Origin of the sequence: Mycolicibacterium palauense (assembly GCF_002592005.1) — a bacterium.
GTDB classification, from domain to species: domain Bacteria; phylum Actinomycetota; class Actinomycetes; order Mycobacteriales; family Mycobacteriaceae; genus Mycobacterium; species Mycobacterium palauense.
In genome coordinates, this window is record NZ_NVQF01000025.1 from 39,027 (window position 1) to 59,418 (window position 20,392).

A 20,392-nucleotide genomic window follows, 5' to 3' on the forward strand; every position below is an offset into this window, starting at 1 on the left:
CGTTAGGCTGCTTGCCATGCGAGTGGCGGTGTTGGGGGCCAAGGGCAAGGTGGGGTCGACGATGTGTGCGGCGGTCGAGGCCGCCGAGGATCTGACATTGTCGGCGCAGGTGGATGCGGGTGACCCGCTGGATCGGTTGACCGAAAGCGGGACCGAGGTCGTCATCGACTTCACCCACCCCGACGTCGTGATGGACAACCTGCACTTCCTGATCACCCACGGCATCAACGCCGTCGTCGGCACCACCGGATTCACCCTGGAACGGCTCGACCAGGTCAGGGCCTGGCTGGCCGAGAACCCGGGCGTATCGGTGCTGATCGCCCCGAACTTCGCCATCGGGGCGGTGCTGACCATGCACTTCGCCCGGCTGGCCGCGCCGTATTTCGAATCGGTCGAGATCATCGAGCTGCACCACCCCCACAAGGTCGACGCGCCTTCGGGTACCGCCGCGCGGACCGCCAAGGTGATCGCCGAGGCCCGAAAAGACCTGCCGCCCAACCCCGATGCGACCAGCACCGGACTCGAGGGTGCCCGCGGGGCCGACGTCGACGGTGTTCCCGTGCATTCGGTGCGGTTGACCGGTTTGATCGCGCACCAGGAGGTGCTGTTCGGCACCGAGGGGGAGACGCTGACCATCCGCCACGACAGCCTGGACCGGAGCTCCTTCGTTCCCGGCGTGCTGCTGGCCGTCCGCAGGATCACGGAGAACCCGGGCCTGACCGTCGGCATCGAGTCGCTGCTGGGCCTCTGATGCGCTCGGTGCGCACGCAGGTGCTGATCGGGTTCATGTGTGTGGCCCTGGTCGTGTACTTCGTGCTGCTCGGGCGGATCGCGGTCGCGCTCATCGCCGACGGCCGCCTGGCGTCGATCGGGCTGGGCGTGGCGCTTCTGATACTGCCCGTCGTCGGAATATGGGCCATGATCGCCACCCTGCGCGCCGGTTTCGCCCACCAGCGGCTGGCCGGGCTGGCGGCCCAGCAGGGCATGGAGCTCGATGTCTCGGAGCTGCCGCGGCGGGCCAGCGGCCGCATCCAGCGCGATGCCGCCGATGCGCTGTTCGACACCGTGCGTGCCGAACTCGACGCCGATCCCGACAACTGGGTGCGCTGGTACCGGGTGGCGCGTGCCTACGACTACGCCGGCGACCGCAGTCGCGCCCGCGACGCCATGCGGACCGCGGTGCGGCTGCAGGAGCAGGCGTGATCGCCGCGGTGGCGGCGCCGCAGGGGAAACGATGACCAAGACGCTGCTGGTGGTCCACCACACGCCCTCGCCGGCCACGCGGGAAGTGCTGGAGGCGGTGCTGGAGGGGGCGCGGGATCCCGAGATCACCGGGGTCGACGTCGTGGTGCGTCCGGCGCTGGCGGCCACCCTGCCCGACATGCTCGACGCCGACGGCTACCTGTTCGGCACCACCGCGAACTTCGGCTACATGTCCGGGGCGCTCAAGCACTTCTTCGACACCGTCTACTACCCGAGCCTCGACCACGTCGCGGGCCGTCCCTACGGGCTGTGGGTGCACGGCAACAACGACACCGTCGGCGCGTCCGCCGCGGTCGAACGGATCGTCGCCGGATTGGCGCTGGAACGGGTCGCCGAGATTCTGGAGCTCACCGGCACCGTCGACGCCGGGGTCCGGGAGCGGGCCTACGAACTCGGTGGCACGCTGGCAGCCACCCTCATGGATTGACCGACCCCGCAGTTCACCGAAGGAGTGCCATGCCCGGAATTGCCGACATCGCCCTGGGGGCCGCCCCGATCGCCGGTGGCGCGCTGCTGGGGATCGCCGCAGGCAATCTGCGTGGGGGCCCGGACATCCGCGCCACCATCAAGGCCGACATGGACCTGTTGGATCGCCTGCCCGAGCAGCAGACCCAACGCCGCGCGGACCTGGAGCGCGTTATCGGCCGTCGTGTCGATGCCCTCGTCGCGGGCGTCGACCGCAACTTCGCGCTGCGCGAAGCCGCGTCGAACTACCGCGGGAACTGGCGCGACATCGTGCTGTTCATCGGGTCGGTGCTGTTCACCATCGTGTGGTGGCAGGTCGATCACAGTAAGTCGAACTGGGAGGTGATGTTCGTGGTGCTGCTCGCGTTGTCGCTGATCACCCTCGTCAACGCCGTTCGCGGTGGCGCCGACGCCTTCGAGTCGATGCTCAGGGGGCGGGGCACTTCGGGTAAGGCGGGCTGAGGCGCGGTTTCGGTGCGCGCAGTCCCGTCCAGCGGGACCGCGCGCACCGAAACCGCGTCTCAGTGGTGTTCAGTAGTGGTAGGTGTCCGAGGGGGCCGGAATGTGGGTGGGGTCTTCCACGTCGTCGAACTCGGATACCTCGATCCCGTAGGCGCGGGCCAGATCGAGGATCTTGTTGGCCCGGGCGATCCGCGGCAGGTCCGAGCCGTTGCGGATCTCACCGCCGTCGCGGTCGAATTCGACGAAGAACTCCTTGGCCCAGGCGATTTCCTCGGGTGAGGGCGACAGGCCCTCGTTGACGGTCGGGCACTGCTCGGGGGTCAGGCAGATCTTGCCGGTCATCCCGAACTCCGCGGACACGGCGGTGGCCTCGCTGAGCTTGAGTGCGCTGGAACCCACGGTCGGCCCGTCGATGGCGCCGGAGAGGTGAGCGGCCTTGGCGGCGATGGTGAACCGGGAGCGGGCGTAGGCCAGGGTCGCCGGATTGTCGCCGAAGCCGGTGTCGCGGCGGAAGTCGCCGATGCCGAACGCCAGCCGGAAGGTTCCCTTCGCCGAGGCGATCTCGGTGATGCGTTCCAGCCCGCGTGCGGTCTCCACCAGCGCGACCACGGGAACATCGGGCAGGCGCCGCGCGGTCTCGGTGATGTGGTCGACGGATTCGACCATCGCCAGCATCACCCCGCCGATCGAGGTGCCCGCCAGGCTGTCCAGGTCATCGGCCCACCAGGGCGTGCCGAAGCCGTTGACCCGCACCCAGTCGCTGTTGCCCTGACCGAGCCAGCGCACGACGTTGTCGCGGGCGGCGACCTTGTCCTTGGGGGCCACCGCGTCCTCGATGTCCAGGACGACGATGTCGGCCCGCGACCGTACTGCCGGTGCGAAGCGCTCGAAATGGGCGCCGTTGACCAGCAGCCAGCTGCGGGCCAGCACGGGGTCGATGCGGAAGCCGACATCGGCGGGGTCGTGGTCGTCGGTGGTGGTGACCTGGTCGTACACGCGTTCATGGTGGCCCACCGTGCCCGGGAGGGCCAAATCGTGGCCTGTGCCCGGGAGGGCCAAATCGTGGCCTGTGCCCGGGAGGGCCAAATCGTGGCCTGTGCCCGGGAGGGCCAAATCGTGGCCTGTGCCCGGGAGGGCCAAATCGTGGCCTGTGCCCGGGCGGGCCGAATCACGGCCGATGCGGGTCCGGGGTGCTCAGCGCAGCGTGGCCCCGAAGAACTCCCGGGTGACCGCCCAGTGGCGGGCCGCCGCCGCCTCGTCGTAGGGCGCGTTGTCGGGCACGGCGAAGCCGTGGCCCGCCGGGTAGAACTCGATGGTGTGCTCGACCCCGGCCCCGGTCAGCGCCTTGTCGAGGGTTTCCGCCTGCTCGGGGGTGAACGACGCGTCGTTCTCGGCGCCGCCCACATAGACCGCCGCACGGATCCGGTCGGCGAGGCGGTGCGGACTGTCGGGATCGTCGGACGCCAGCCCACCGCCGTGGAAGGACATCGCCGCGGCCACGCGGTCCGGCAGCATCCCGGCGACGGTCAGCGAGGTCCGCCCGCCCATGCAGTAGCCGGTGGTGCCGAACGCGGTGCCGGTGACCTCCGGACGCGCCTGCAGGTAGTCGAAGAACGCCGCCGCGTCCATCGCCATCCTGGCCGGGGTGATCTCCTTGATCATGCCGAACAGGCGGGCCCGTTCGGCCTGGTCGCCGAACACGGTGGCCATGTCGAAGGGCGCCCAGCCCGGGGTGCGGTAGTACACGTCCGGGGTGAGCACGGCGTACCCGTAGCCGGCGAGGTGGGTGGCCATCTCCCGGGCGGTGTCGCGCGCACCCGCGGCGTCGCAGTACATCACCACCCCGGGCCACGGGCCGGGACCATCCGGGGTGTGGAAGGTGATCGGGCAGGTTCCGTCGGGTGTGGTCACGGTGTCGGACAGTGTCGGCATTTCTCCGTTCTACTCCGGCTCCCGCGCGCCGGCACGGCTGCCCGCACCGTGACTCTCGTAAGCTGAGCGTGTGCCGATCGCCACGCCCTACGAGGACCTGCTGCGTCTGGTCCTGCGCAGTGGGACACCCAAGGCCGACCGGACCGGCACGGGCACCCGCAGCCTGTTCGGTCACCAGATGCGCTTCGACCTCACGGCCGGGTTTCCGCTGATCACGACGAAGAAGGTGCACCTGAAGTCGGTGGTCTACGAGCTGCTGTGGTTCCTGCGCGGCGACTCCAACGTGCGCTGGCTGCAGGACCACGGCGTGACCATCTGGGACGAGTGGGCGGCCGAGAACGGCGACCTGGGCCCGGTCTACGGCGTGCAGTGGCGCTCGTGGCCGACCCCCTCGGGTGAGCATGTCGATCAGATCAGCGCCGCCCTGGAGATGCTCAAGCACGACCCGGATTCGCGACGCAACATCGTCTCGGCCTGGAACGTCGGCGAGATCCCGCAGATGGCGCTGCCGCCGTGCCACGCGTTCTTCCAGTTCTACGTCGCCGAGGGTCGGCTGTCGTGCCAGCTGTATCAGCGCAGCGCCGACCTGTTCCTGGGTGTGCCGTTCAACATCGCCAGCTACGCGCTGCTCACCCACATGATGGCCGCGCAGGCCGGCCTGGGGGTGGGGGAGTTCATCTGGACCGGCGGTGACTGCCACATCTACGACAATCATGTCGAACAGGTCACCGAGCAGCTCACCCGCGATCCCCGGCCCTACCCCGAACTATCGCTGGCCCCGCGGGATTCGATCTTCGACTACGTCTACGACGACGTCGTGGTGAACAACTACGATCCGCACCCGGCGATCAAGGCGCCGGTGGCAGTGTGATGGCCCCATGTCACTGAGCCTGATCTGGGCGCAGTCCGAATCCGGGGTGATCGGCCGCGCCAACGGCATTCCCTGGCGGCTTCCCGAGGACCAGGCCCGGTTCAAACAGCTGACCATGGGCCACACCGTGGTGATGGGCCGGAAAACCTGGGAGTCGCTGCCGCCCAAGGTGCGTCCGCTGCCGGGGCGCCGCAATGTCGTCGTCACCAGGAATGCCGACTACACGGCGGAGGGAGCGACGGTGGTGGGGTCGCTCGACGAGGTCCCGCTGGAGGACACCTGGGTGATCGGCGGTGCGCAGATCTACGGAGAGGCGCTGCCCCTGGCATCGCGCTGTGAGGTCACCGAGATCGCCGTCGATCTGGACCGCGACGACGAGGACGCGATGGCGCCGGTGCTCGACGAGTCCTGGCACGGCACGGCGGGGGAGTGGCTGACCAGCACCTCGGGTCTGCGGTACCGCTTCCTGCACTACCGCCGTTGATGGCCCGGCTCAGCATCTCGCAGGCCCGCCGGATCGCGGTGTCCGCCCAGGGTTTCCACGAAACCAAACCCACGGGCCCGGTGAACCGCGCACACCTGCGGCGTCTCATCGGCCGCATCCAGGTGCTGCAGATGGACTCGGTGTCGGTGGCGGTGCGGGCACACTATGCGCCGGTGTTCAGCAGGCTCGGGCCCTACGACCGGGACCTGGTGGACCGCGCCGCCTGGAGCCACAGCGCCCGCTCCCCGCGGCTGCTGGTCGAGTACTGGGCGCACGAGGCCGCGCTGATGTCCGTGCAGGACTGGCCGCTGCTGCGGTGGCGGATGCGTGAATACGTCGACGGTCGGTGGGGCAGGGCGATCGTGCGCGACAACCGGCGCCTGGCCGAGGAGGTCGTCGCGGCGGTCACCGAGCTCGGGCCGTCCACCGCCGGGCAGATCGAGGCGCACCTGGCGGCCGAACCCCGCGGCAGCAAAGGCGTCTGGTGGGACCGCAGCGACACCAAATGGGTCGCCGAGGCGCTGTTCGCCTCCGGGGTGCTGACCACCGCCACCCGGGTGGGCTTCGCCCGCCACTACGACCTGGCCGAGCGGGTCCTGCCCGCCGAGGTGCTGGCCCGCGAGGTCGACGACGATGCGGCGGTGGCCGAACTGACGCTGCGGGCGGCCACCGCGCTGGGCGTCGGCACCGAGGCCGACATCCGCGACTATTTCCGGCTGGCCGCCGCCCAGGTCAAGCCGGCGCTGGCCGGGCTGGTGGCCGCCGGTGAGTTGGAGACGGTCGAGGTCGACGGCCGCCCCGGCGTGTCCTATCTGCGGGCCGGGCAGAGGATTCCCCGCTCGGATCGCGGCACCGCGCTGCTGTGCCCGTTCGATCCGCTGATCTTCTTTCGCCCGCGGGTGGAGCGGCTGTTCGATTTCCACTACCGCATCGAGATCTACACGCCCGCCCCGCAACGGCGTTACGGCTACTACGTGTGGCCGTTTCTGCTCGACGGGCAGTTGGTGGGCCGCGTGGACCTCAAGGCCGACCGGCCCGCCGGGACCTTGCAGGTCCTGGGCGCCTACGCCGAGGACGGGCAGGACCGGGGCCGGGTCGCGACGGCGCTGGCCGCCGAGTTGGCGACGATGGCCGGGTGGCTGGGCCTGACCGCGGTCGGCGTCGCCGAGCGCGGCGACCTCGCCGCGCCGCTGCGCCGGGCGGTCGGCTAGCTAGCTCAGCGGAATCGCGTTGTCGCTCTTGGAGTCCTGATACTGCGCCGAGAGCGCGGCATAGCGGTCGCGGATGCGCTGCTGCTGGTCGCGCAGCTGCGAGCGCAGCGGCTCGGCCTCGGTCTCGGCCAGCTCGGGAATCGAGTACGCCGTCCAGAACGCGTTTTTGCGCCGGTAGCCGCCGGGTTCGAGGCCGTAGAGCTCCTTGAGGATCTTCAGATCGTGCGGGATCGCGAAGCTGTCGCGGGAGTCCTCGTGGCTGAAGAAGTAGTAGTAGTTGTCGAACCCGGCCCAGGTGATCGCCGACATGCACATGGTGCACGGCTCGTGGGTGGACACGAACACCAGGTCCCCGGTGGCCGGCGGGTCGGGCAGCGCGTAGAACTGGGCCAGGGTGTGCACCTCGCCGTGCCACAGCGGGTTGACGGTCTCGGCGTTGGTGCCCGCGAGCACCAGCGACAGGTCGGACTTGCGCAGGATCGCCGCCCCGAACACCTTGTTGCCGCCCGCGACGCCGCGCTCGGTGAGCGGCAGTATGTCGGCCTCGATGACGTCGAGCAGCCGCGGGGCGAGGGTGGTGGCCATGACCGACCCTAACGGCGCGGCGGTGAGTCCGCTGGGCGTGCGGTCAGCGCTTCAGCGCCCTGACGAGCAGCTCCTTGATCTCGCCGGTGGTGTCCTCCAACGAGCGGACCCGGGCGTTGGTGTCGGCCACGTCGGCCTTGAGATCGGCGATCGCCAGCGCGTGTTCGCGCTGGTTGGCGCCCAGCGCGTTGACCGCGGCGAGCACCGCGCGGTAGTCGGCCTGCGAGGCCTCCAGGGCGGCGACCCGGGCCTCCAGATCCTCCAGCGTGGCCATGTAGGGGATTCTAGAAGTGCGCGGTGGCCGTGTCAGTTCGCCGGCCAGTTGGCCGTCGGTACGCCAGCCGGGTCCTGGCGGCGGGTACGGCGACGCGCCGGCGCCCCGCGTTAGGCTCACCGCGTGGCCGAGACCGCCCCACTGCGCGTGCAGCTGATCGCCAGGACCGAGTTCGCCGCCCCCGCCGACGTGCCGTGGAGCACCGATGCCGACGGCGGCGAGGCACTGGTCGAGTTCGCCGGCCGGGCCTGCTATCAGAGCTGGTCGAAGCCGAATCCGCGGACCGCCACCAACGCCGGCTACCTGCAGCACATCATCGACGTCGGGCACTTCTCGGTGCTCGAACACGCCAGCGTCACCTTCTACATCACCGGGATCTCCCGGTCCTGCACCCACGAACTGATCCGGCACCGGCACTTCTCCTACTCGCAGCTGTCGCAGCGTTACGTCCCCGAACACGACGCCCAGGTGGTGTTGCCGCCGGGCATCGAGGACGACCCCGAGCTGACCGAGCTGTTCCTGGCCGCCGCCGACTCCAGCCGCGCCGCCTACACGGCGCTGCTGGCCGGGCTGGAGGCCAAGCTGGCCGGGGAACCCAACGCCACGCTGCGGCGCAAACAGGCCCGCCAGGCCGCGCGTGCGGTGCTGCCCAACGCCACCGAGACCCGCATCGTGGTCACCGGCAACTACCGCGCCTGGCGGCACTTCATCGCCATGCGGGCCAGCGAACACGCCGATGTCGAGATCCGCCGGCTGGCCATCACCTGCCTGCGGGAACTGGTCGCGGCGGCCCCCGCGGTGTTCGCCGACTTCGACATCACGATGCTGGCCGACGGCACTGAGGTGGCCACCAGCCCGCTGGCCACCGAGGTGTGATCGCGGCCCTTTTTCGGCTCCGATCGGCGGGTCGCGTCGCGACCGCGATTTCGGTTTGTACCCGCACGGTAACCTTTACGCCGTGAGCACCAGCGGATTCGATGTCAGCAGCGGTTTGGGCACCGTTCTGACCGCCATGGTGACGCCGTTTCGCCCGGACGGCTCGCTCGATCTGGCCACCGCCAAGAAGCTCGCGGCCCACTTGGTCGACGCCGGCTGCGACGGTCTGGTCCTGTCGGGGACCACCGGCGAATCGCCCACCACCACCGACAACGAGAAGCTGCTGCTGCTGCGTGCGGTGCTGGAGGAGGTCGGCGACCGGGCCAGGATCATCGCCGGGGCGGGCACCTATGACACCGCCCACAGCGTGCATCTGGCCCAGGCGTGCGCCGCCGAGGGTGCGCACGGGCTGCTGGTCGTGACGCCGTACTACTCCCGGCCCCCGCAAGCCGGTCTGCTGGCACACTTCACCGCGGTGGCCGACGCCACCGGGCTGCCCAACATCCTCTACGACATCCCGGTGCGCTCGGCGGTGGCCATCGAGTTCGACACCCTGCGCCAGCTGGCGTTCCACCCCAACATCGTCGGGGTCAAGGACGCCAAGGGCGACCTGCACGGCGGCGGGCAGATCATGGCCGAGACCGGCCTGGTGTACTACTCCGGCGACGATGCGCTCAATCTGCCGTGGCTGGCGATGGGCGCGGTCGGCTTCGTCAGCGTGTGGGGACACCTGGTCGCCGGTCAGCTGCGCGACCTGCTGACCGCATTCAATTCCGGCGACATGGCCACCGCACGCAAGATCAACGTCACGCTGGGCCCGCTGGTCCGGGCGCAGTGCCAGCTCGGCGGTGTGACGATGTCCAAGGCCGGCCTGCGCCTGCTGGGCTTCGACGCCGGGGAGCCCCGGCTCCCGCAGGTGCCCGCCAGCCCCGAACAGATCCAGATACTCGCGGCCGACATGCAGGCGGCGGGCGCGCTCCGGTAACACGTGATGGATGCTGATCTGAAACCGCCGGGCCCCCTGCCGCCGAACGGGCTGCGTGTCACCGCCCTGGGCGGTATCAACGAAATCGGCCGCAACATGACGGTTTTCGAGCATCTCGGCCGGCTGCTGATCATCGACTGCGGGGTGCTGTTCCCCAACCACGACGAGCCCGGCGTCGATCTGATCCTGCCCGATCTGCGACACATCGAGGACCGCCTCGATGATATCGAGGCCGTGGTCATCACCCACGCGCACGAGGACCACATCGGTGCGATCCCGTTCCTGCTGAAGCTGCGTTCGGACATCCCGATCGTGGGCTCGAAGTTCACCCTGGCGCTGGTGTCCGCGAAGTGTCGCGAGCACCGCATCAAACCGGTGCTGAGGGAGGTCGCCGAGGGCCAGCGGAGCACGCACGGCGTGTTCGAGTGCCAGTTCTTCGCGGTGAACCATTCCATTCCCGACGCGTTGGCCATCGCCGTGCACACCGGGGCGGGCACGGCGCTGGTCACCGGCGACATCAAGCTCGACCAGCTGCCCCTGGACGGCCGGCCCACCGACCTGCCCGGGTTGTCGCGGCTGGGAGATGCCGGGGTCGATCTGCTGCTGTGCGACTCGACCAACTCCGAGATGCCGGGGGTGGGCCCCTCGGAGAGCGAGGTCGGCCCGAACCTGCACCGGTTGATGCGCGGCGCCGACGGCCGTGTCATCGTCGCCTGCTTCGCGTCCAACGTGGACCGGGTGCAGCAGATCGTCGATGCCGCGGTGGCGCTGGGCCGCAAGGTGTCCTTCGTCGGACGCTCGATGGTGCGCAACATGAACATCGCCCGCGAGCTCGGCTTCCTGACCGTCGACCCCGACGACGTCCTGGAGATCGGCGCCGCGGAGATGATGCCGCCGGAGCGGGTGGTGCTGATCACCACCGGCACCCAGGGTGAGCCGATGGCGGCACTGTCGCGGATGTCCCGCGGGGAGCATCGCAGCATCACGCTGACCGACGGTGACCTCATCGTCCTGTCCAGCTCGCTGATTCCCGGGAACGAGGAGGCCGTCTACGGCGTCATCGACGCGCTGTCCAAGATCGGCGCGCGTGTCGTCACCAATCAGCAAGTGCGCGTTCATGTTTCCGGACACGCCTACGCCGGGGAGCTGTTGTTCCTCTACAACGGGGTGCGTCCGCGCAACGTCATGCCGGTGCACGGCACCTGGCGGCACCTGCGCGCCAACGCCAAGCTCGCCGCCCGCGCCGGGGTGCCCGAGGAGAACATCGTGCTGGCCGAGAACGGCGTCAGCGTCGACCTGGTCGGTGGGGTCGCGTCGATCTCCGGGGCCGTGCCGGTGGGCAAGATGTTCGTCGACGGGTTGATCACGGGCGACGTCGGCGACGCCACCCTGGGGGAACGGCTCATCCTGTCCGCGGGCTTCGTCGCGGTCACGGTCGTGGTGCGCCGTGGGACCGGCAAGCCCGTCGCGCCGGCTCACCTGCACTCGCGGGGATTCTCCGAGGACCCCAAGGCGCTCGAACCCGTGGCGCACAAGGTCGAGAGGGAGTTGGAGAACCTCGCCTCCCAGAACGTCACCGATCCGGTGCGCATCGCCCAGGGGGTGCGGCGCACCGTCGGCAAGTGGGTGGGTGAGACCTACCGGCGGCAGCCGATGATCGTGCCGACCGTGCTGGAGATCTGAGCGGCTCGCTAGCCCTCCAGCTCCCGTTCGATCCGTTCGACCTTGGCCTGCAGCTGGCCGGTGAACCCCGGCCGGATGTCGGCCTTGAGTACCAGGCTGACCCGGGGCGACGCGGCGGCCACGGCGTCGACGGCCCGCTTGACCACCGCCATCACCTCGTCCCATTCGCCCTCGATGTTGGTGAACATCGCGTTGGTCTCGTTGGGCAGGCCCGAGGCGCGCACCACCCGGATCGCCTCGGCGACCGCTGCCCCGACACCGCCGGTCTCGTCGCCGCCCATCGGGCTCACGCTGAACGCCACAATCATCGGTTCAGCCTGTCACAGCCCGCCTGGGGCGATCGCCTCGCGACGGTGTCTGATTTATCGCTGCGCGACGGTGTCTCATTTATCGCTGCGCGACGGTGTCTGATTCATCGCTGCGCGACGGCGATCCATTCGATCGGTGAGGCGGCGACCTCGCGGCCAGTGCCGCGGATGTAGGTGTCGCGGTAGTAGCTGGGGCCGGCGGTCTCGATCAGCCGCCAGCCCGACTCGGCCAGGGTGTCGACCAGCCGTTCGGGTTCGAACCCGGTCTGCCAGAGCTGGCTTTTCTGCCGGAACCGCCGGTAGAGCGACTCCGCCCCGTAGAGATTCACCCCGTCGATGAAGTCCTGCCGGACGAACGTGAAGATCAGGGTGCTGCCCGGGGCGGCGCGGTGCAGCGCGGTGAACAACGCCGGCACGGCCGGCGGGGTCAGGTACTGGGTGACGCCCTCGCAGACGAAGAAGGTGCGGGCATCGGGGCGGTAGCCGTGGGCGGTGAGCGCGGTCATCACGTCGTCGCGCTCGAAGTCGGCGGCGACCAGGCGCACCGAGGGCGGCTGGTCGCCGAGGGCGCGGCGCACCGCCGCGGCCTTGCGGTCTATGTTGACCTGCTGGTCGACCTCGAACACGGGCAGGTTGCTGTGCCGGGCTATGCGGTAGGCGCGGGTGTCCAGGCCCGCGCCGAGCACCACCACCGCGTCGAATTCGTTGAGCGGGTCGGAGATCCGCTCATCGATGTAGCGCTTGCGGCAGGCGATGCTGGCCCAGGTGCCGGGAGCGTGGCGGTCCATCGAGGAGATGAGGGCCTCGCGTAGCCGGCGCGACCGGGTCGCGCGGACGAGGGCGCGCAGGTGCGCGGGCAGAAACGACGCCGCCAGGTCATCGTCGACGAGGCGGCGCTGTGGTTCCTCATTGTGTTCGACGGCGGCGAGGAACTGCGGCCCTACGGCCGTCTGTGCGGTGGCGTTGCGGGCCATCGGTGAACTCAGCGCTTGTTGACGTAGCCGGCGTCGACCGGCAGGGCCACACCCGTGACATAGCGCCCCGTGTCGGAGACCAGGTAGAGCACCGCATTGGCGATGTCGTCGGGTTCCAGCGTCTGCACCGGCAGCGCGTTGCCCATGTCCGGCCCCTGCTGGGTCTCCTGGGCCATGCCCTCGAGCCAGGACCGGGTGAACTCGTTGTCGATCATTGGGGTGTTCACCCCGGCGGGATGCACCGAATTGACCCGGATGTTGTATTGCGCAAGCAGATTGGCGTACACACGCATCAGGCCGACGATGCCGTGCTTGGCGGCCGCGTAGCCGATCGATCCGGCCATCGGCGAGGCCACACCCACCAGGCCCATCACCGAACTCGTGAGCACGATGGCGCCGCCGTTGCCGTACTTGATCATCGGCTTCATCGTGACGTCGACGGTGTGGTACACGCCGGTCAGGTTGACGTCGATGACGTCCTGCCAGGCGTTCTCGCCGGCCATCGGCGCGATGCCGGCGTTGGCGATCACGATGTCAAGCCGGCCCAACTCGCCCGTACCGTCGATCACCGCGGCCTTGAACGCGGCACGGTCGCGGACGTCGGCCTGCCGCGCCACGATGCGCGCGCCGGTCTCCTCGACCAGTTTGACCGTGGTGGCGAGGTCATCGGGTGTGGCCAACGGGTAGGGGACCGAGGCGATCTGCTCGCAGAGGTCGATGGCGATGATGTCGGCACCCGCCGAGGCGAGTTTGAGCGCGTGGGCGCGGCCCTGCCCGCGGGCCGCGCCGGTGATCAGGGCGACCTTTCCCGCCAGGCTCCCGGGCGAGCCGATCTGCTCGTTCATCAGCTGCGCAACTGCCCCTTGGCGGGGTCGCCGGCGACCACCGGCGCGAGCGCCTTGATGTCGGGTGCGCCGTCGAGGTGGTCGCCGATCGTGCCGAACAGCTTGCCGATGGCAGGCGCGGTGCTGTGGGTCTTCAGTGCGTCCTCGTCGGCCCACTGCTCGACGAACACGAACGTGCGGTCGGCCTCGTGCAGGGAGTACAGCTGGCAGCCGGGCTCCTCGTGCACCTCGCTGATGGCCTGCTTGCACGCCTCGCGCACGGTGTCGACGGACTCGGGTTTGGCGGTCAGGGTGGCGACGACGACGACGGGCATGCGCGGATCTCCTCGGTGAGCCGGTGGGGCGGTCGCATCCCACCGTAGAGGTCCGGGCGCACGGACGGTGAGGCAGGTCACCGACGGTGTAGCGGGGTGCTGTGGGGGTGTGGTGGGGTCGGCAGGGGCGGATGGGGAGCAGCTCGCGGGGAGACGTGGCAGGGTCACAGCCATGAGCGACGGCAGCGCTGACGGTGGTGTCACCGATGCCGGCGGTGCCGGCGGTGTCGGGGATGCCGGCGGTGCCGGCGGTGTCGGGGATGCCGGCGGTGCCGGCGGTGTCGGGGATGCCGGCGGTGCCGGGGATGCCGGGGACAAGACCACGTTGTCGATGACCGTGCTGATGACCCCGGACATGGCCAACTTCTCGGGCAACGTCCACGGCGGGACACTGCTGAAGCTGCTCGATCAGGTCGCCTACGCCTGCGCCGCGCGCTACGCCGGCACCTACGTCGTCACCCTCAGCGTGGACCGGGTGCTGTTCCGGGAGGCCATCCATGTCGGCGACCTGGTGTCCTTCTCGGCGTCGGTGAACTACACCGGCACGACGTCGCTGGAGGTGGGCATCCGGGTGGACACCGAGAACATCCGCAGCGGAACCCGCCGTCACACGAACAGCTCCTACTTCACGATGGTGGCCGTCGACGAGCAGGGGCACCCAGTCGCCGTCCCGCCGTTGCGCCCGACCACCGAGATCGCGCGACGCCGCTTCGATCAGGCCCGGGCCCGCCGCGTCGCCCTGCGGGAGGCGTTTTCGGGCTAGCCGCTCGGCGGCGAGCGCACGCCGTGGCGGAAATCCCGGCGGAATCCCACCGCCGCGTGACATTCGTGACCCGCCCGGTGCGTCCGGACCTCCACAGGGGTGAGCATCTGCTCACCCCTGGCAACGAGAGTGAACCGTGTGGCGGATGGTGCAGATGGGGTGTTTGCGACTACGCTGGGCGACATGCCGAGTAAGACCGCGTCGCGATCCGGGAGCCGAACGAGCAGGTCAAAGGCACCTTCGAGTAGTTCGAAGGGTCAGCGGCCCGCGCGTCCGGCCGCGCCGCGCAAGTCGCCGCGCAAGCCCGCTCCCCGGCGGAACGGGTCGATGGTGGCGACGGCGGGCATGGCCGTGGGACGGGCCGGCCGGGCGACCTGGCTGATGCTGGCGCGCGGCGCCGGCAGCACCGCGCGGTCGGTGGGGCGTGCCCGCGACATCGACCCCGGGCACCAGCGGGACGGGTTGGCCCTGGCCTTTCTGGGCGTCGCGGTCGTCATCGCGGCCAGCTCCTGGTTCGACGCCGCACGCCCGGTGGGCGCCTGGCTCGACACCGCGCTGCGAACGATGGTCGGTTCGGCGGTGGTGTTGCTGCCGGTGCTGATCGCCGTGGCGGCGGTGTCCCTGATGCGCTCCGAGCCCGATCCCGACACCCGCCCCCGGATGATCCTGGGCTGGGCGATGTTGGTGCTGCCCGTGCTGGGCCTGTGGCACCTGTGGTCGGGCGCCCCGATGGACCCCGAGGGTCGCCGGGCGGCGGCCGGTTTCGTCGGGTTCGCGATCGGTGGCCCCCTCTCCGATGGGCTGTCGGTCTGGATCGCCGTGCCACTGCTGATCATCGCGGCGCTCTTCGGTGTGCTGCTGGTGACCGGAACCACGATTCGCGACGTCCCCGAGACGGTGCGCTCCATGTTCGCCGCCGGTGGCTTCCGGCGCGGGTACGACGACACCGACGACTACGACGACTACGACGACTACGACGAGGACCCCGACGGGGCGCCGCGAGACGGCGGTCCGGCCGGCGACGACTTCTCCGACGGGTACTACGACGAGCCGGGTGGCCACGCCGGCGAGCCCGCCGCCTGGCCGGGAGCCCCCGCGGGCGGCACCCCCTACGAGAACTACCCGCTCGACGAAGACCTCTCCATGGATGCGGCCATGGACGCGGGCATGGACGCCCCGACGATCCCGGAGCCGGCGGCCAAACCGGCCCGGAAGAAGCCGGCCAAGACCCCGGGGCAGGACAACCGGCAGGACACCCGGCAGGACACGCGGCAGGACATGATGGCCCTGGACCGCGTCGTGGACGGTCCGTACACGCTGCCGCCGCTGGAGCTGCTGGTGGCCGGGGACCCGCCGAAGCGGCGCAGCGCGGCCAACGAGCAGATGGTCGACGCGATCACCTCGGTGCTGCAGCAGTTCAAGGTCGATGCCGCCGTCACCGGATGCACCCGGGGGCCCACCGTGACGCGCTACGAGGTGGAGCTCGGGCCCGGGGTCAAGGTGGAGAAGATCACCGCGCTGCACCGCAACATCGCCTACGCCGTGGCCACCGAGAGTGTGCGCATGCTGGCCCCCATCCCCGGTAAATCGGCGGTGGGTATCGAGGTGCCCAACACCGACCGCGAGATGGTGCGCCTGGCCGACGTGCTGACCGCGCCGTCCACCCGCCGTGATCATCACCCGCTGGTGATCGGCCTGGGCAAGGACATCGAGGGCGACTTCATCAGTGCGAACCTGGCCAAGATGCCGCACCTGCTGGTGGCTGGTTCGACCGGTTCGGGTAAGTCGAGTTTCGTCAACTCGATGCTGGTCTCGCTGCTGGCCCGGGCCACCCCGGACGAGGTCCGGATGATCCTCGTCGACCCGAAGATGGTGGAACTGACTCCCTACGAGGGGATCCCGCACCTCATCACGCCCATCATCACCGAGCCGAAGAAGGCCGCCGCGGCGCTGGCCTGGCTCGTCGAGGAGATGGAGCAGCGCTACCAGGACATGCAGGCGTCGCGGGTGCGCCATATCGACGTGTTCAACGAGAAGGTCCGCAGCGGCGAGATCACCGCGCCGCTGGGCAGTCAACGCGAGTACAAGCCGTACCCCTACATCGTGGCGATCGTCGACGAGCTGGCCGACCTGATGATGACCGCGCCGCGCGACGTCGAGGACGCCATCGTGCGGATCACCCAGAAGGCGCGCGCCGCCGGAATCCATCTGGTGCTGGCCACCCAGCGGCCGTCGGTCGACGTGGTCACCGGTCTGATCAAGACCAACGTGCCCTCGCGCCTGGCCTTCGCCACCTCCTCGTTGACCGACAGCCGCGTCATCCTGGATCAGGCCGGCGCGGAGAAGTTGATCGGCATGGGTGACGGGTTGTTCCTGCCGATGGGGGCCAACAAGCCGATCCGTCTGCAGGGGGCGTTCATCACCGACGAGGAGATCCACGCCGTCGTCGGGGCCACCAAGGAACAGGCCGAACCCGAGTACACCGAGGGGGTCACGGCCGCCAAGGCGGGGGAGCGCAAGGACGTCGACCCCGACATCGGCGACGACATGGACGTGTTCCTCCAGGCGGTCGAGCTCGTGGTGTCCTCGCAGTTCGGCTCGACCTCGATGCTGCAGCGCAAGCTGCGGGTGGGGTTCGCCAAGGCGGGCCGGTTGATGGACCTGATGGAGACCCGCGAAATCGTCGGCCCCAGCGAGGGATCCAAGGCCCGCGAGGTGTTGGTCAAGCCCGACGAGCTGGCCGGGACGCTGGCACTGATCCGTGGCGGCAGCGACGCCGTCGGCTCCGGCGACGACGAGATCTAGCCGCCGCTCCGACTGACCTCGCCTCCGCCCCGATTGATTCGGTACTGGGAGCGACGATCCGGCCCGGATTCTCGCTCCCAGTACCGAGTCAACGCATGAGCAACGCATGACCAACCCATGAGCAACGCATGGTGCGGCACCGGCGACGCCGTAGAGCTGCTGCCGCCGCGCCGGTACGGGCGGATCACAGGACGAGCAACATCCTGGTGTTGCCCAGGATGTTGGGCTTGACGTAGCTCAGGTCGAGGAACTCCGCCACGCCGGTGTCGTAGGAGCGGCACATCTCCTCGTACACCTCGGCGGTGACCGGGGTGCCGGCGATCTCGGAGAACCCGTGCCGGCCGAAGAAGTCGGTTTCGAAGGTCAACACGAACAGCCGCTGCAGCTGCAGGTCGCGGGCGACCTCCAGCAGCCGTGCGACGATGGCGTGCCCGACACCCCGTCCGCGCACCTTGGGGTCGACGGCCACCGTGCGGACCTCGCCGAGGTCCGACCACATCACGTGCAGTGCCCCGCAGCCGACGATCTCGCCGTCGATCTCGGCGACCCAGGTCTCCTGGACGGCCTCGTAGAGGGTGACCAGGTTCTTCTCCAGCAGGATCTTGCCGGCATAGGTGTCGACCAGGCCTTTGATCGCGGGCACATCCGAGGTCCGGGCCCGTCGCACGACCGGCCGACCACCCAGAACACCCGCTTCGTCCACGGCTGCACAGTATCGGTTGCGGGGTAGCGGCTCGCCACCCGATATTCTGAGTCCGTGCCGGGCCACGCCGATAATCCACCTGCGGCCCCGCGGGCGGTTCGGGTGGCCAATGTCGCCAACCTGCTCACGGGGCTGCGGTTGGTCCTCGTTCCGGTGTTTCTGCTGTTCCTCTTCGCGGGGGACGGTCACGACACCGCCAGCCGCATCGCGGCGTTCGCGGTCTTCGCCGTCGCGGTGATCACCGACCGATTCGACGGCCAGCTCGCCCGCAGCTACGGCATGGTGACCGAATTCGGCAAGCTCGCCGACCCGATCGCCGACAAGATGCTGATCGGCGCCGCGCTCATCGGTCTGTCCATGCTCGGTGATCTGCCCTGGTGGGTGACGCTGGTGATCCTGCTGCGCGAGGTCGGCGTGACGGTGCTGCGGTTCGCCGTGCTGCGTCGTGGAGTGATCCCCGCCAGCCGGGGCGGCAAGCTCAAGACGCTGGTGCAGGCCGTGGCCATCGGGTTGTTCATCCTGCCGTTGGCCGGCCCGTGGCACACCGCCGCGTGGGTGGTGATGTGGGCGGCGCTGGTGTTGACGATCGTCACCGGCCTCGACTACGTGGTCTCGGCGGCGCAGGGGGCCCGTGGACGATCCGCTGGTCACTGACGACGCCCGCGGGCTCGTGGCGGACCTGGCCGCGCACGGGCACGGCGTCGCCACGGCCGAATCCCTGACCGCCGGTCTGCTGGCGGCAACGCTGGCCGGCGTGCCCGGGGCCAGCGCGGTGCTGCGCGGCGGCCTGGTGACCTACACGGTCGAGACCAAGATCGCACTGGCCGCGGTTCCGCCGGAGGTGCTCGACGCGGTCGGTCCGGTCGCGGCGCGGACCGCGCGGGCGCTGGCCGTCGGGGCGCGGCGGCGGTGCGCGGCGACGTGGGGAGTCGGACTGACCGGGGTGGCCGGGCCCGAACCGCACGGCGGACACCCCGTCGGGACGGTGTTCGTGGGCCTGGCCGGACCGCGTGGCGGGGGACCCGACGGGGATGCGGTGGATGCCGAGGACGGTGAGGACGGTGAGGACGGTGAGCATGTGGAGGTGGTCGAGCTTCATCTGACCGGATCCCGCTGGGACATCCGTGCCGGCGCCGTCGCCGAGGCGATCGCACGGCTGCGGGTCCGGGTCCGCGGGTTCACGGGCGAGATGCCCGGGGGCGGGAACCATCACGCGGGTGGGTGACGTTGTCGTTAGGACAGCTGCTGCTGCACAGACCGCGAGAGAGAGGGATGGCACGATGACACCACTGCTGCGTGAGGTCGTTGGTGACGTGCTGCGTCGCGCCCGGACCTCGCAGGGCCGCACCCTGCGTGAGGTCTCCGATTCCGCCCGGGTGAGCCTGGGTTACCTCTCCGAGGTCGAACGGGGCCGCAAGGAGGCCTCCAGCGAGCTGCTCAGTGCCATCTGCACCGCTCTGGACGTTCCGCTGTCGGATGTGCTCATCGACGCCGGTCAGCGGATGGCCCACGTGGAGAACGCCGAGCTGGGCGCCGTCGGTGCCACCCACATCGACGCCGCGACGAAGGTCGTCATCCCGCCGGTGGTCACCATGGCGGTGGCCTGACCGCGTTTCGGCGTGCCGATTTCGGTCCAGGCTGTGGTGGGCTGGTCAGACCGGATAAATTGGGCAGTGAGACGTCAAGTCCGGCGCACACCGACTACGTAAGGCGGAATGAACACATGGCGAATCCGTTCGTGAAGGCCTGGCGCTACCTGATGGCGCTGTTCAATTCCAAGATCGACGAGCACGCCGATCCCAAGGTGCAGATCCAGCAGGCCATCGAGGAGGCTCAGCGCACCCACCAGGCGCTGACCCAGCAGGCCGCCCAGGTCATCGGCAACCAGCGTCAGCTCGAGATGCGGCTGAACCGTCAGCTCGCCGACATCGAGAAGCTGCAGGCCAACGTGCGCCAGGCGCTGACGCTGTCCGACCAGGCCACCGCCGCCGGGGACGCCGCCAAGGCCACCGAGTACAACAACGCCGCCGAGGCCTTCGCCGCGCAGCTGGTCACCGCCGAGCAGAGCGTCGAGGACCTCAAGGGCCTGCATGATCAGGCGCTGCAGGCCGCCGCGCAGGCCAAGAAGGCCGTCGAGCAGAACGCGATGATGCTGCAGCAGAAGATCGCCGAACGCACCAAGCTGCTCAGCCAGCTGGAGCAGGCCAAGATGCAGGAGCAGGTCAGCGCGTCGCTGCGGTCGATGAGCGATCTGGCGGCCCCGGGCAACACCCCCAGCCTCGACGAGGTGCGCGACAAGATCGAGCGCCGCTACGCCACGGCGATGGGCGAGGCCGAGCTGGCGCAGAACTCGGTGCACGGGCGAATGATGGAGGTGCAGCAGGCCAGCGTCCAGATGGCCGGGCACTCGCGATTGGAGCAGATCCGCGCCTCGATGCGGGGTGAGGCCCTGCCCGCGGGCGGCGCGGCGCCGGCGCAGCCCGCCGAGCCGGCCACCCAGTCGACTCCGGAGAATCCGCTGAGCCAGTAGTCCACCGGGCCGGTTGTCCGCCCGGTAGTCCACCGAGTCGGGAGTTCGCCGGTCGTTCC

General features: G+C 69.7%; 25 protein-coding genes. 16 read left to right on the forward strand and 9 right to left on the reverse strand.

Annotation, left to right across the window (positions count from 1 at the left end; translation table 11 throughout):
* Positions 1-16 precede the first annotated feature (16 nt).
* The 4 genes from dapB to CSR00_RS12415 are packed head-to-tail and all read left to right on the forward strand — an operon-like array spanning position 17 to position 2,190.
* Positions 17-751 carry a 4-hydroxy-tetrahydrodipicolinate reductase gene (gene dapB / locus CSR00_RS12400; RefSeq protein ID WP_099022705.1) on the forward strand — a complete coding sequence of 245 codons (735 nt, stop codon included), beginning with the start codon at positions 17-19 and terminating at the stop codon, positions 749-751.
* A complete protein-coding gene (locus CSR00_RS12405; protein ID WP_099022706.1) occupies positions 751-1,203 on the forward strand; it encodes a hypothetical protein in 453 nt (150 codons plus the stop codon). The genes dapB and CSR00_RS12405 overlap by 1 nt, the downstream gene beginning before the upstream one ends.
* A gap of 31 nt (positions 1,204-1,234) precedes the next feature.
* Positions 1,235-1,690 carry a flavodoxin family protein gene (locus CSR00_RS12410; protein WP_099022707.1) on the forward strand — a complete coding sequence of 152 codons (456 nt, stop codon included), beginning with the start codon at positions 1,235-1,237 and terminating at the stop codon, positions 1,688-1,690.
* A 29-nt stretch (positions 1,691-1,719) separates the two neighbouring features.
* Positions 1,720-2,190, forward strand: a complete 471-nt coding sequence (locus CSR00_RS12415; RefSeq protein ID WP_099022708.1) for a hypothetical protein — start codon at positions 1,720-1,722, stop codon at positions 2,188-2,190.
* 69 nt (positions 2,191-2,259) lie between these two features.
* On the opposite strand, the gene CSR00_RS12420 is transcribed toward CSR00_RS12415, so the two are convergent.
* Together CSR00_RS12420 and CSR00_RS12425 are read right to left on the reverse strand one after the other, a co-directional pair.
* Positions 2,260-3,186 carry an HpcH/HpaI aldolase/citrate lyase family protein gene (locus tag CSR00_RS12420; RefSeq protein ID WP_099022709.1) on the reverse strand — a complete coding sequence of 309 codons (927 nt, stop codon included), beginning with the start codon at positions 3,184-3,186 and terminating at the stop codon, positions 2,260-2,262.
* 198 nt (positions 3,187-3,384) lie between these two features.
* Positions 3,385-4,122 (reverse strand): dienelactone hydrolase family protein, encoded by a 738-nt coding sequence (locus tag CSR00_RS12425; RefSeq protein WP_099022710.1) that lies wholly within the window; start codon positions 4,120-4,122, stop codon positions 3,385-3,387.
* A gap of 70 nt (positions 4,123-4,192) precedes the next feature.
* On the opposite strand from CSR00_RS12425, the gene CSR00_RS12430 reads away from it, so the two are divergent.
* From CSR00_RS12430 to CSR00_RS12440, 3 genes are read left to right on the forward strand one after another with little or no spacing between them, the layout of a single operon-like run.
* A complete protein-coding gene (locus CSR00_RS12430) occupies positions 4,193-4,993 on the forward strand; it encodes a thymidylate synthase (RefSeq protein ID WP_099022711.1) in 801 nt (266 codons plus the stop codon).
* A 7-nt stretch (positions 4,994-5,000) separates the two neighbouring features.
* Complete coding sequence (locus tag CSR00_RS12435) at positions 5,001-5,477, forward strand: dihydrofolate reductase (RefSeq protein WP_099022712.1); 477 nt, start codon at positions 5,001-5,003, stop codon at positions 5,475-5,477.
* Positions 5,477-6,688: a winged helix-turn-helix domain-containing protein gene (locus tag CSR00_RS12440; RefSeq protein WP_099022713.1), complete on the forward strand. Its 1,212-nt coding sequence runs from the start codon at positions 5,477-5,479 to the stop codon at positions 6,686-6,688. The genes CSR00_RS12435 and CSR00_RS12440 overlap by 1 nt, the downstream gene beginning before the upstream one ends.
* Here the strand turns inward: CSR00_RS12440 and CSR00_RS12445 are convergent, their stop codons facing one another.
* On the reverse strand, positions 6,689-7,273 hold the full coding sequence (locus tag CSR00_RS12445; protein WP_099022714.1) for a nucleoside deaminase: 585 nt from the start codon (positions 7,271-7,273) through the stop codon (positions 6,689-6,691).
* Positions 7,274-7,316: 43 nt separating this feature from the next.
* A complete protein-coding gene (locus tag CSR00_RS12450; RefSeq protein ID WP_099022715.1) occupies positions 7,317-7,547 on the reverse strand; it encodes a hypothetical protein in 231 nt (76 codons plus the stop codon).
* Between the two features lie 123 nt (positions 7,548-7,670).
* Between CSR00_RS12450 and thyX the strand changes: the two genes are divergently transcribed.
* The 3 genes from thyX to CSR00_RS12465 all read left to right on the forward strand — a co-directional run bounded on the left by thyX (position 7,671) and on the right by CSR00_RS12465 (position 11,091).
* The gene (thyX, locus tag CSR00_RS12455; RefSeq protein WP_099022716.1) at positions 7,671-8,423 is read left to right on the forward strand and encodes an FAD-dependent thymidylate synthase; all 753 of its coding nucleotides are present in this window, start codon (positions 7,671-7,673) and stop codon (positions 8,421-8,423) included.
* 82 nt (positions 8,424-8,505) lie between these two features.
* A complete protein-coding gene (gene dapA, locus CSR00_RS12460) occupies positions 8,506-9,408 on the forward strand; it encodes a 4-hydroxy-tetrahydrodipicolinate synthase (RefSeq protein ID WP_099022717.1) in 903 nt (300 codons plus the stop codon).
* A gap of 6 nt (positions 9,409-9,414) precedes the next feature.
* Positions 9,415-11,091 carry a ribonuclease J gene (locus CSR00_RS12465; RefSeq protein ID WP_099022718.1) on the forward strand — a complete coding sequence of 559 codons (1,677 nt, stop codon included), beginning with the start codon at positions 9,415-9,417 and terminating at the stop codon, positions 11,089-11,091.
* A gap of 8 nt (positions 11,092-11,099) precedes the next feature.
* Here CSR00_RS12465 and CSR00_RS12470 read toward each other — a convergent pair whose 3' ends face one another.
* From CSR00_RS12470 to CSR00_RS12485, 4 genes are all read right to left on the reverse strand, one after another.
* The gene (locus CSR00_RS12470; protein WP_099022719.1) at positions 11,100-11,399 is read right to left on the reverse strand and encodes a thiamine-binding protein; all 300 of its coding nucleotides are present in this window, start codon (positions 11,397-11,399) and stop codon (positions 11,100-11,102) included.
* Between the two features lie 104 nt (positions 11,400-11,503).
* Positions 11,504-12,373, reverse strand: a complete 870-nt coding sequence (locus CSR00_RS12475; protein WP_099022720.1) for an SAM-dependent methyltransferase — start codon at positions 12,371-12,373, stop codon at positions 11,504-11,506.
* An 8-nt stretch (positions 12,374-12,381) separates the two neighbouring features.
* The gene (locus CSR00_RS12480; RefSeq protein WP_099022721.1) at positions 12,382-13,218 is read right to left on the reverse strand and encodes a mycofactocin-coupled SDR family oxidoreductase; all 837 of its coding nucleotides are present in this window, start codon (positions 13,216-13,218) and stop codon (positions 12,382-12,384) included.
* A complete protein-coding gene (locus CSR00_RS12485) occupies positions 13,218-13,532 on the reverse strand; it encodes a putative quinol monooxygenase (RefSeq protein ID WP_099022722.1) in 315 nt (104 codons plus the stop codon). Before CSR00_RS12485 ends, CSR00_RS12480 begins: the two co-directional genes overlap by 1 nt.
* 331 nt (positions 13,533-13,863) lie before the next feature.
* Between CSR00_RS12485 and CSR00_RS12490 the strand changes: the two genes are divergently transcribed.
* Complete coding sequence (locus CSR00_RS12490) at positions 13,864-14,295, forward strand: acyl-CoA thioesterase (protein WP_099022748.1); 432 nt, start codon at positions 13,864-13,866, stop codon at positions 14,293-14,295.
* A gap of 183 nt (positions 14,296-14,478) precedes the next feature.
* Positions 14,479-17,100, forward strand: coding sequence for an FtsK/SpoIIIE family DNA translocase (locus CSR00_RS12495; protein WP_099022723.1), 2,622 nt, complete (start codon positions 14,479-14,481; stop codon positions 17,098-17,100).
* A gap of 184 nt (positions 17,101-17,284) precedes the next feature.
* Here CSR00_RS12495 and CSR00_RS12500 read toward each other — a convergent pair whose 3' ends face one another.
* Entirely contained in the window at positions 17,285-17,803 is a 519-nt protein-coding gene (locus CSR00_RS12500) for an amino-acid N-acetyltransferase (RefSeq protein ID WP_099022724.1), read from the reverse strand.
* A 54-nt stretch (positions 17,804-17,857) separates the two neighbouring features.
* Here CSR00_RS12500 and pgsA point away from each other — a divergent pair, with 54 nt between their 5' ends.
* The 4 genes from pgsA (at position 17,858) to pspA (ending at position 20,333) form a co-directional block, all read left to right on the forward strand.
* Complete coding sequence (pgsA, locus tag CSR00_RS12505; RefSeq protein ID WP_099022725.1) at positions 17,858-18,457, forward strand: CDP-diacylglycerol--glycerol-3-phosphate 3-phosphatidyltransferase; 600 nt, start codon at positions 17,858-17,860, stop codon at positions 18,455-18,457.
* Positions 18,435-19,028, forward strand: a complete 594-nt coding sequence (locus CSR00_RS12510) for a CinA family protein (RefSeq protein WP_099022726.1) — start codon at positions 18,435-18,437, stop codon at positions 19,026-19,028. The genes pgsA and CSR00_RS12510 overlap by 23 nt, the downstream gene beginning before the upstream one ends.
* 55 nt (positions 19,029-19,083) lie before the next feature.
* A complete protein-coding gene (clgR, locus tag CSR00_RS12515) occupies positions 19,084-19,410 on the forward strand; it encodes a transcriptional regulator ClgR (RefSeq protein WP_099022727.1) in 327 nt (108 codons plus the stop codon).
* Positions 19,411-19,526: 116 nt separating this feature from the next.
* Positions 19,527-20,333 carry a phage shock protein PspA gene (pspA, locus tag CSR00_RS12520; RefSeq protein WP_099022728.1) on the forward strand — a complete coding sequence of 269 codons (807 nt, stop codon included), beginning with the start codon at positions 19,527-19,529 and terminating at the stop codon, positions 20,331-20,333.
* The last annotated feature ends 59 nt before the right edge of the window (positions 20,334-20,392 follow it).

Bases quoted from the DNA above. Each gene is read 5' to 3' on its own strand.
- dapB (WP_099022705.1), top strand. From the start codon at position 17: ATGCGAGTGGCGGTGTTGGGGGCCAAGGGCAAGGTGGGGTCGACGATG.
- pspA (WP_099022728.1), top strand. From the start codon at position 19,527: ATGGCGAATCCGTTCGTGAAGGCCTGGCGCTACCTGATGGCGCTGTTC.
- CSR00_RS12405 (WP_099022706.1), top strand. From the start codon at position 751: ATGCGCTCGGTGCGCACGCAGGTGCTGATCGGGTTCATGTGTGTGGCC.
- CSR00_RS12465 (WP_099022718.1), top strand. From the start codon at position 9,415: ATGGATGCTGATCTGAAACCGCCGGGCCCCCTGCCGCCGAACGGGCTG.
- CSR00_RS12410 (WP_099022707.1), top strand. From the start codon at position 1,235: ATGACCAAGACGCTGCTGGTGGTCCACCACACGCCCTCGCCGGCCACG.
- CSR00_RS12415 (WP_099022708.1), top strand. From the start codon at position 1,720: ATGCCCGGAATTGCCGACATCGCCCTGGGGGCCGCCCCGATCGCCGGT.
- CSR00_RS12490 (WP_099022748.1), top strand. From the start codon at position 13,864: ATGACCGTGCTGATGACCCCGGACATGGCCAACTTCTCGGGCAACGTC.
- CSR00_RS12470 (WP_099022719.1), bottom strand. From the start codon at position 11,399: ATGATTGTGGCGTTCAGCGTGAGCCCGATGGGCGGCGACGAGACCGGC.
- CSR00_RS12475 (WP_099022720.1), bottom strand. From the start codon at position 12,373: ATGGCCCGCAACGCCACCGCACAGACGGCCGTAGGGCCGCAGTTCCTC.
- CSR00_RS12495 (WP_099022723.1), top strand. From the start codon at position 14,479: ATGCCGAGTAAGACCGCGTCGCGATCCGGGAGCCGAACGAGCAGGTCA.
- CSR00_RS12450 (WP_099022715.1), bottom strand. From the start codon at position 7,547: ATGGCCACGCTGGAGGATCTGGAGGCCCGGGTCGCCGCCCTGGAGGCC.
- CSR00_RS12445 (WP_099022714.1), bottom strand. From the start codon at position 7,273: ATGGCCACCACCCTCGCCCCGCGGCTGCTCGACGTCATCGAGGCCGAC.
- CSR00_RS12425 (WP_099022710.1), bottom strand. From the start codon at position 4,122: ATGCCGACACTGTCCGACACCGTGACCACACCCGACGGAACCTGCCCG.
- CSR00_RS12480 (WP_099022721.1), bottom strand. From the start codon at position 13,218: ATGAACGAGCAGATCGGCTCGCCCGGGAGCCTGGCGGGAAAGGTCGCC.
- CSR00_RS12435 (WP_099022712.1), top strand. From the start codon at position 5,001: ATGTCACTGAGCCTGATCTGGGCGCAGTCCGAATCCGGGGTGATCGGC.
- clgR (WP_099022727.1), top strand. From the start codon at position 19,084: ATGACACCACTGCTGCGTGAGGTCGTTGGTGACGTGCTGCGTCGCGCC.
- CSR00_RS12440 (WP_099022713.1), top strand. From the start codon at position 5,477: ATGGCCCGGCTCAGCATCTCGCAGGCCCGCCGGATCGCGGTGTCCGCC.
- CSR00_RS12485 (WP_099022722.1), bottom strand. From the start codon at position 13,532: ATGCCCGTCGTCGTCGTCGCCACCCTGACCGCCAAACCCGAGTCCGTC.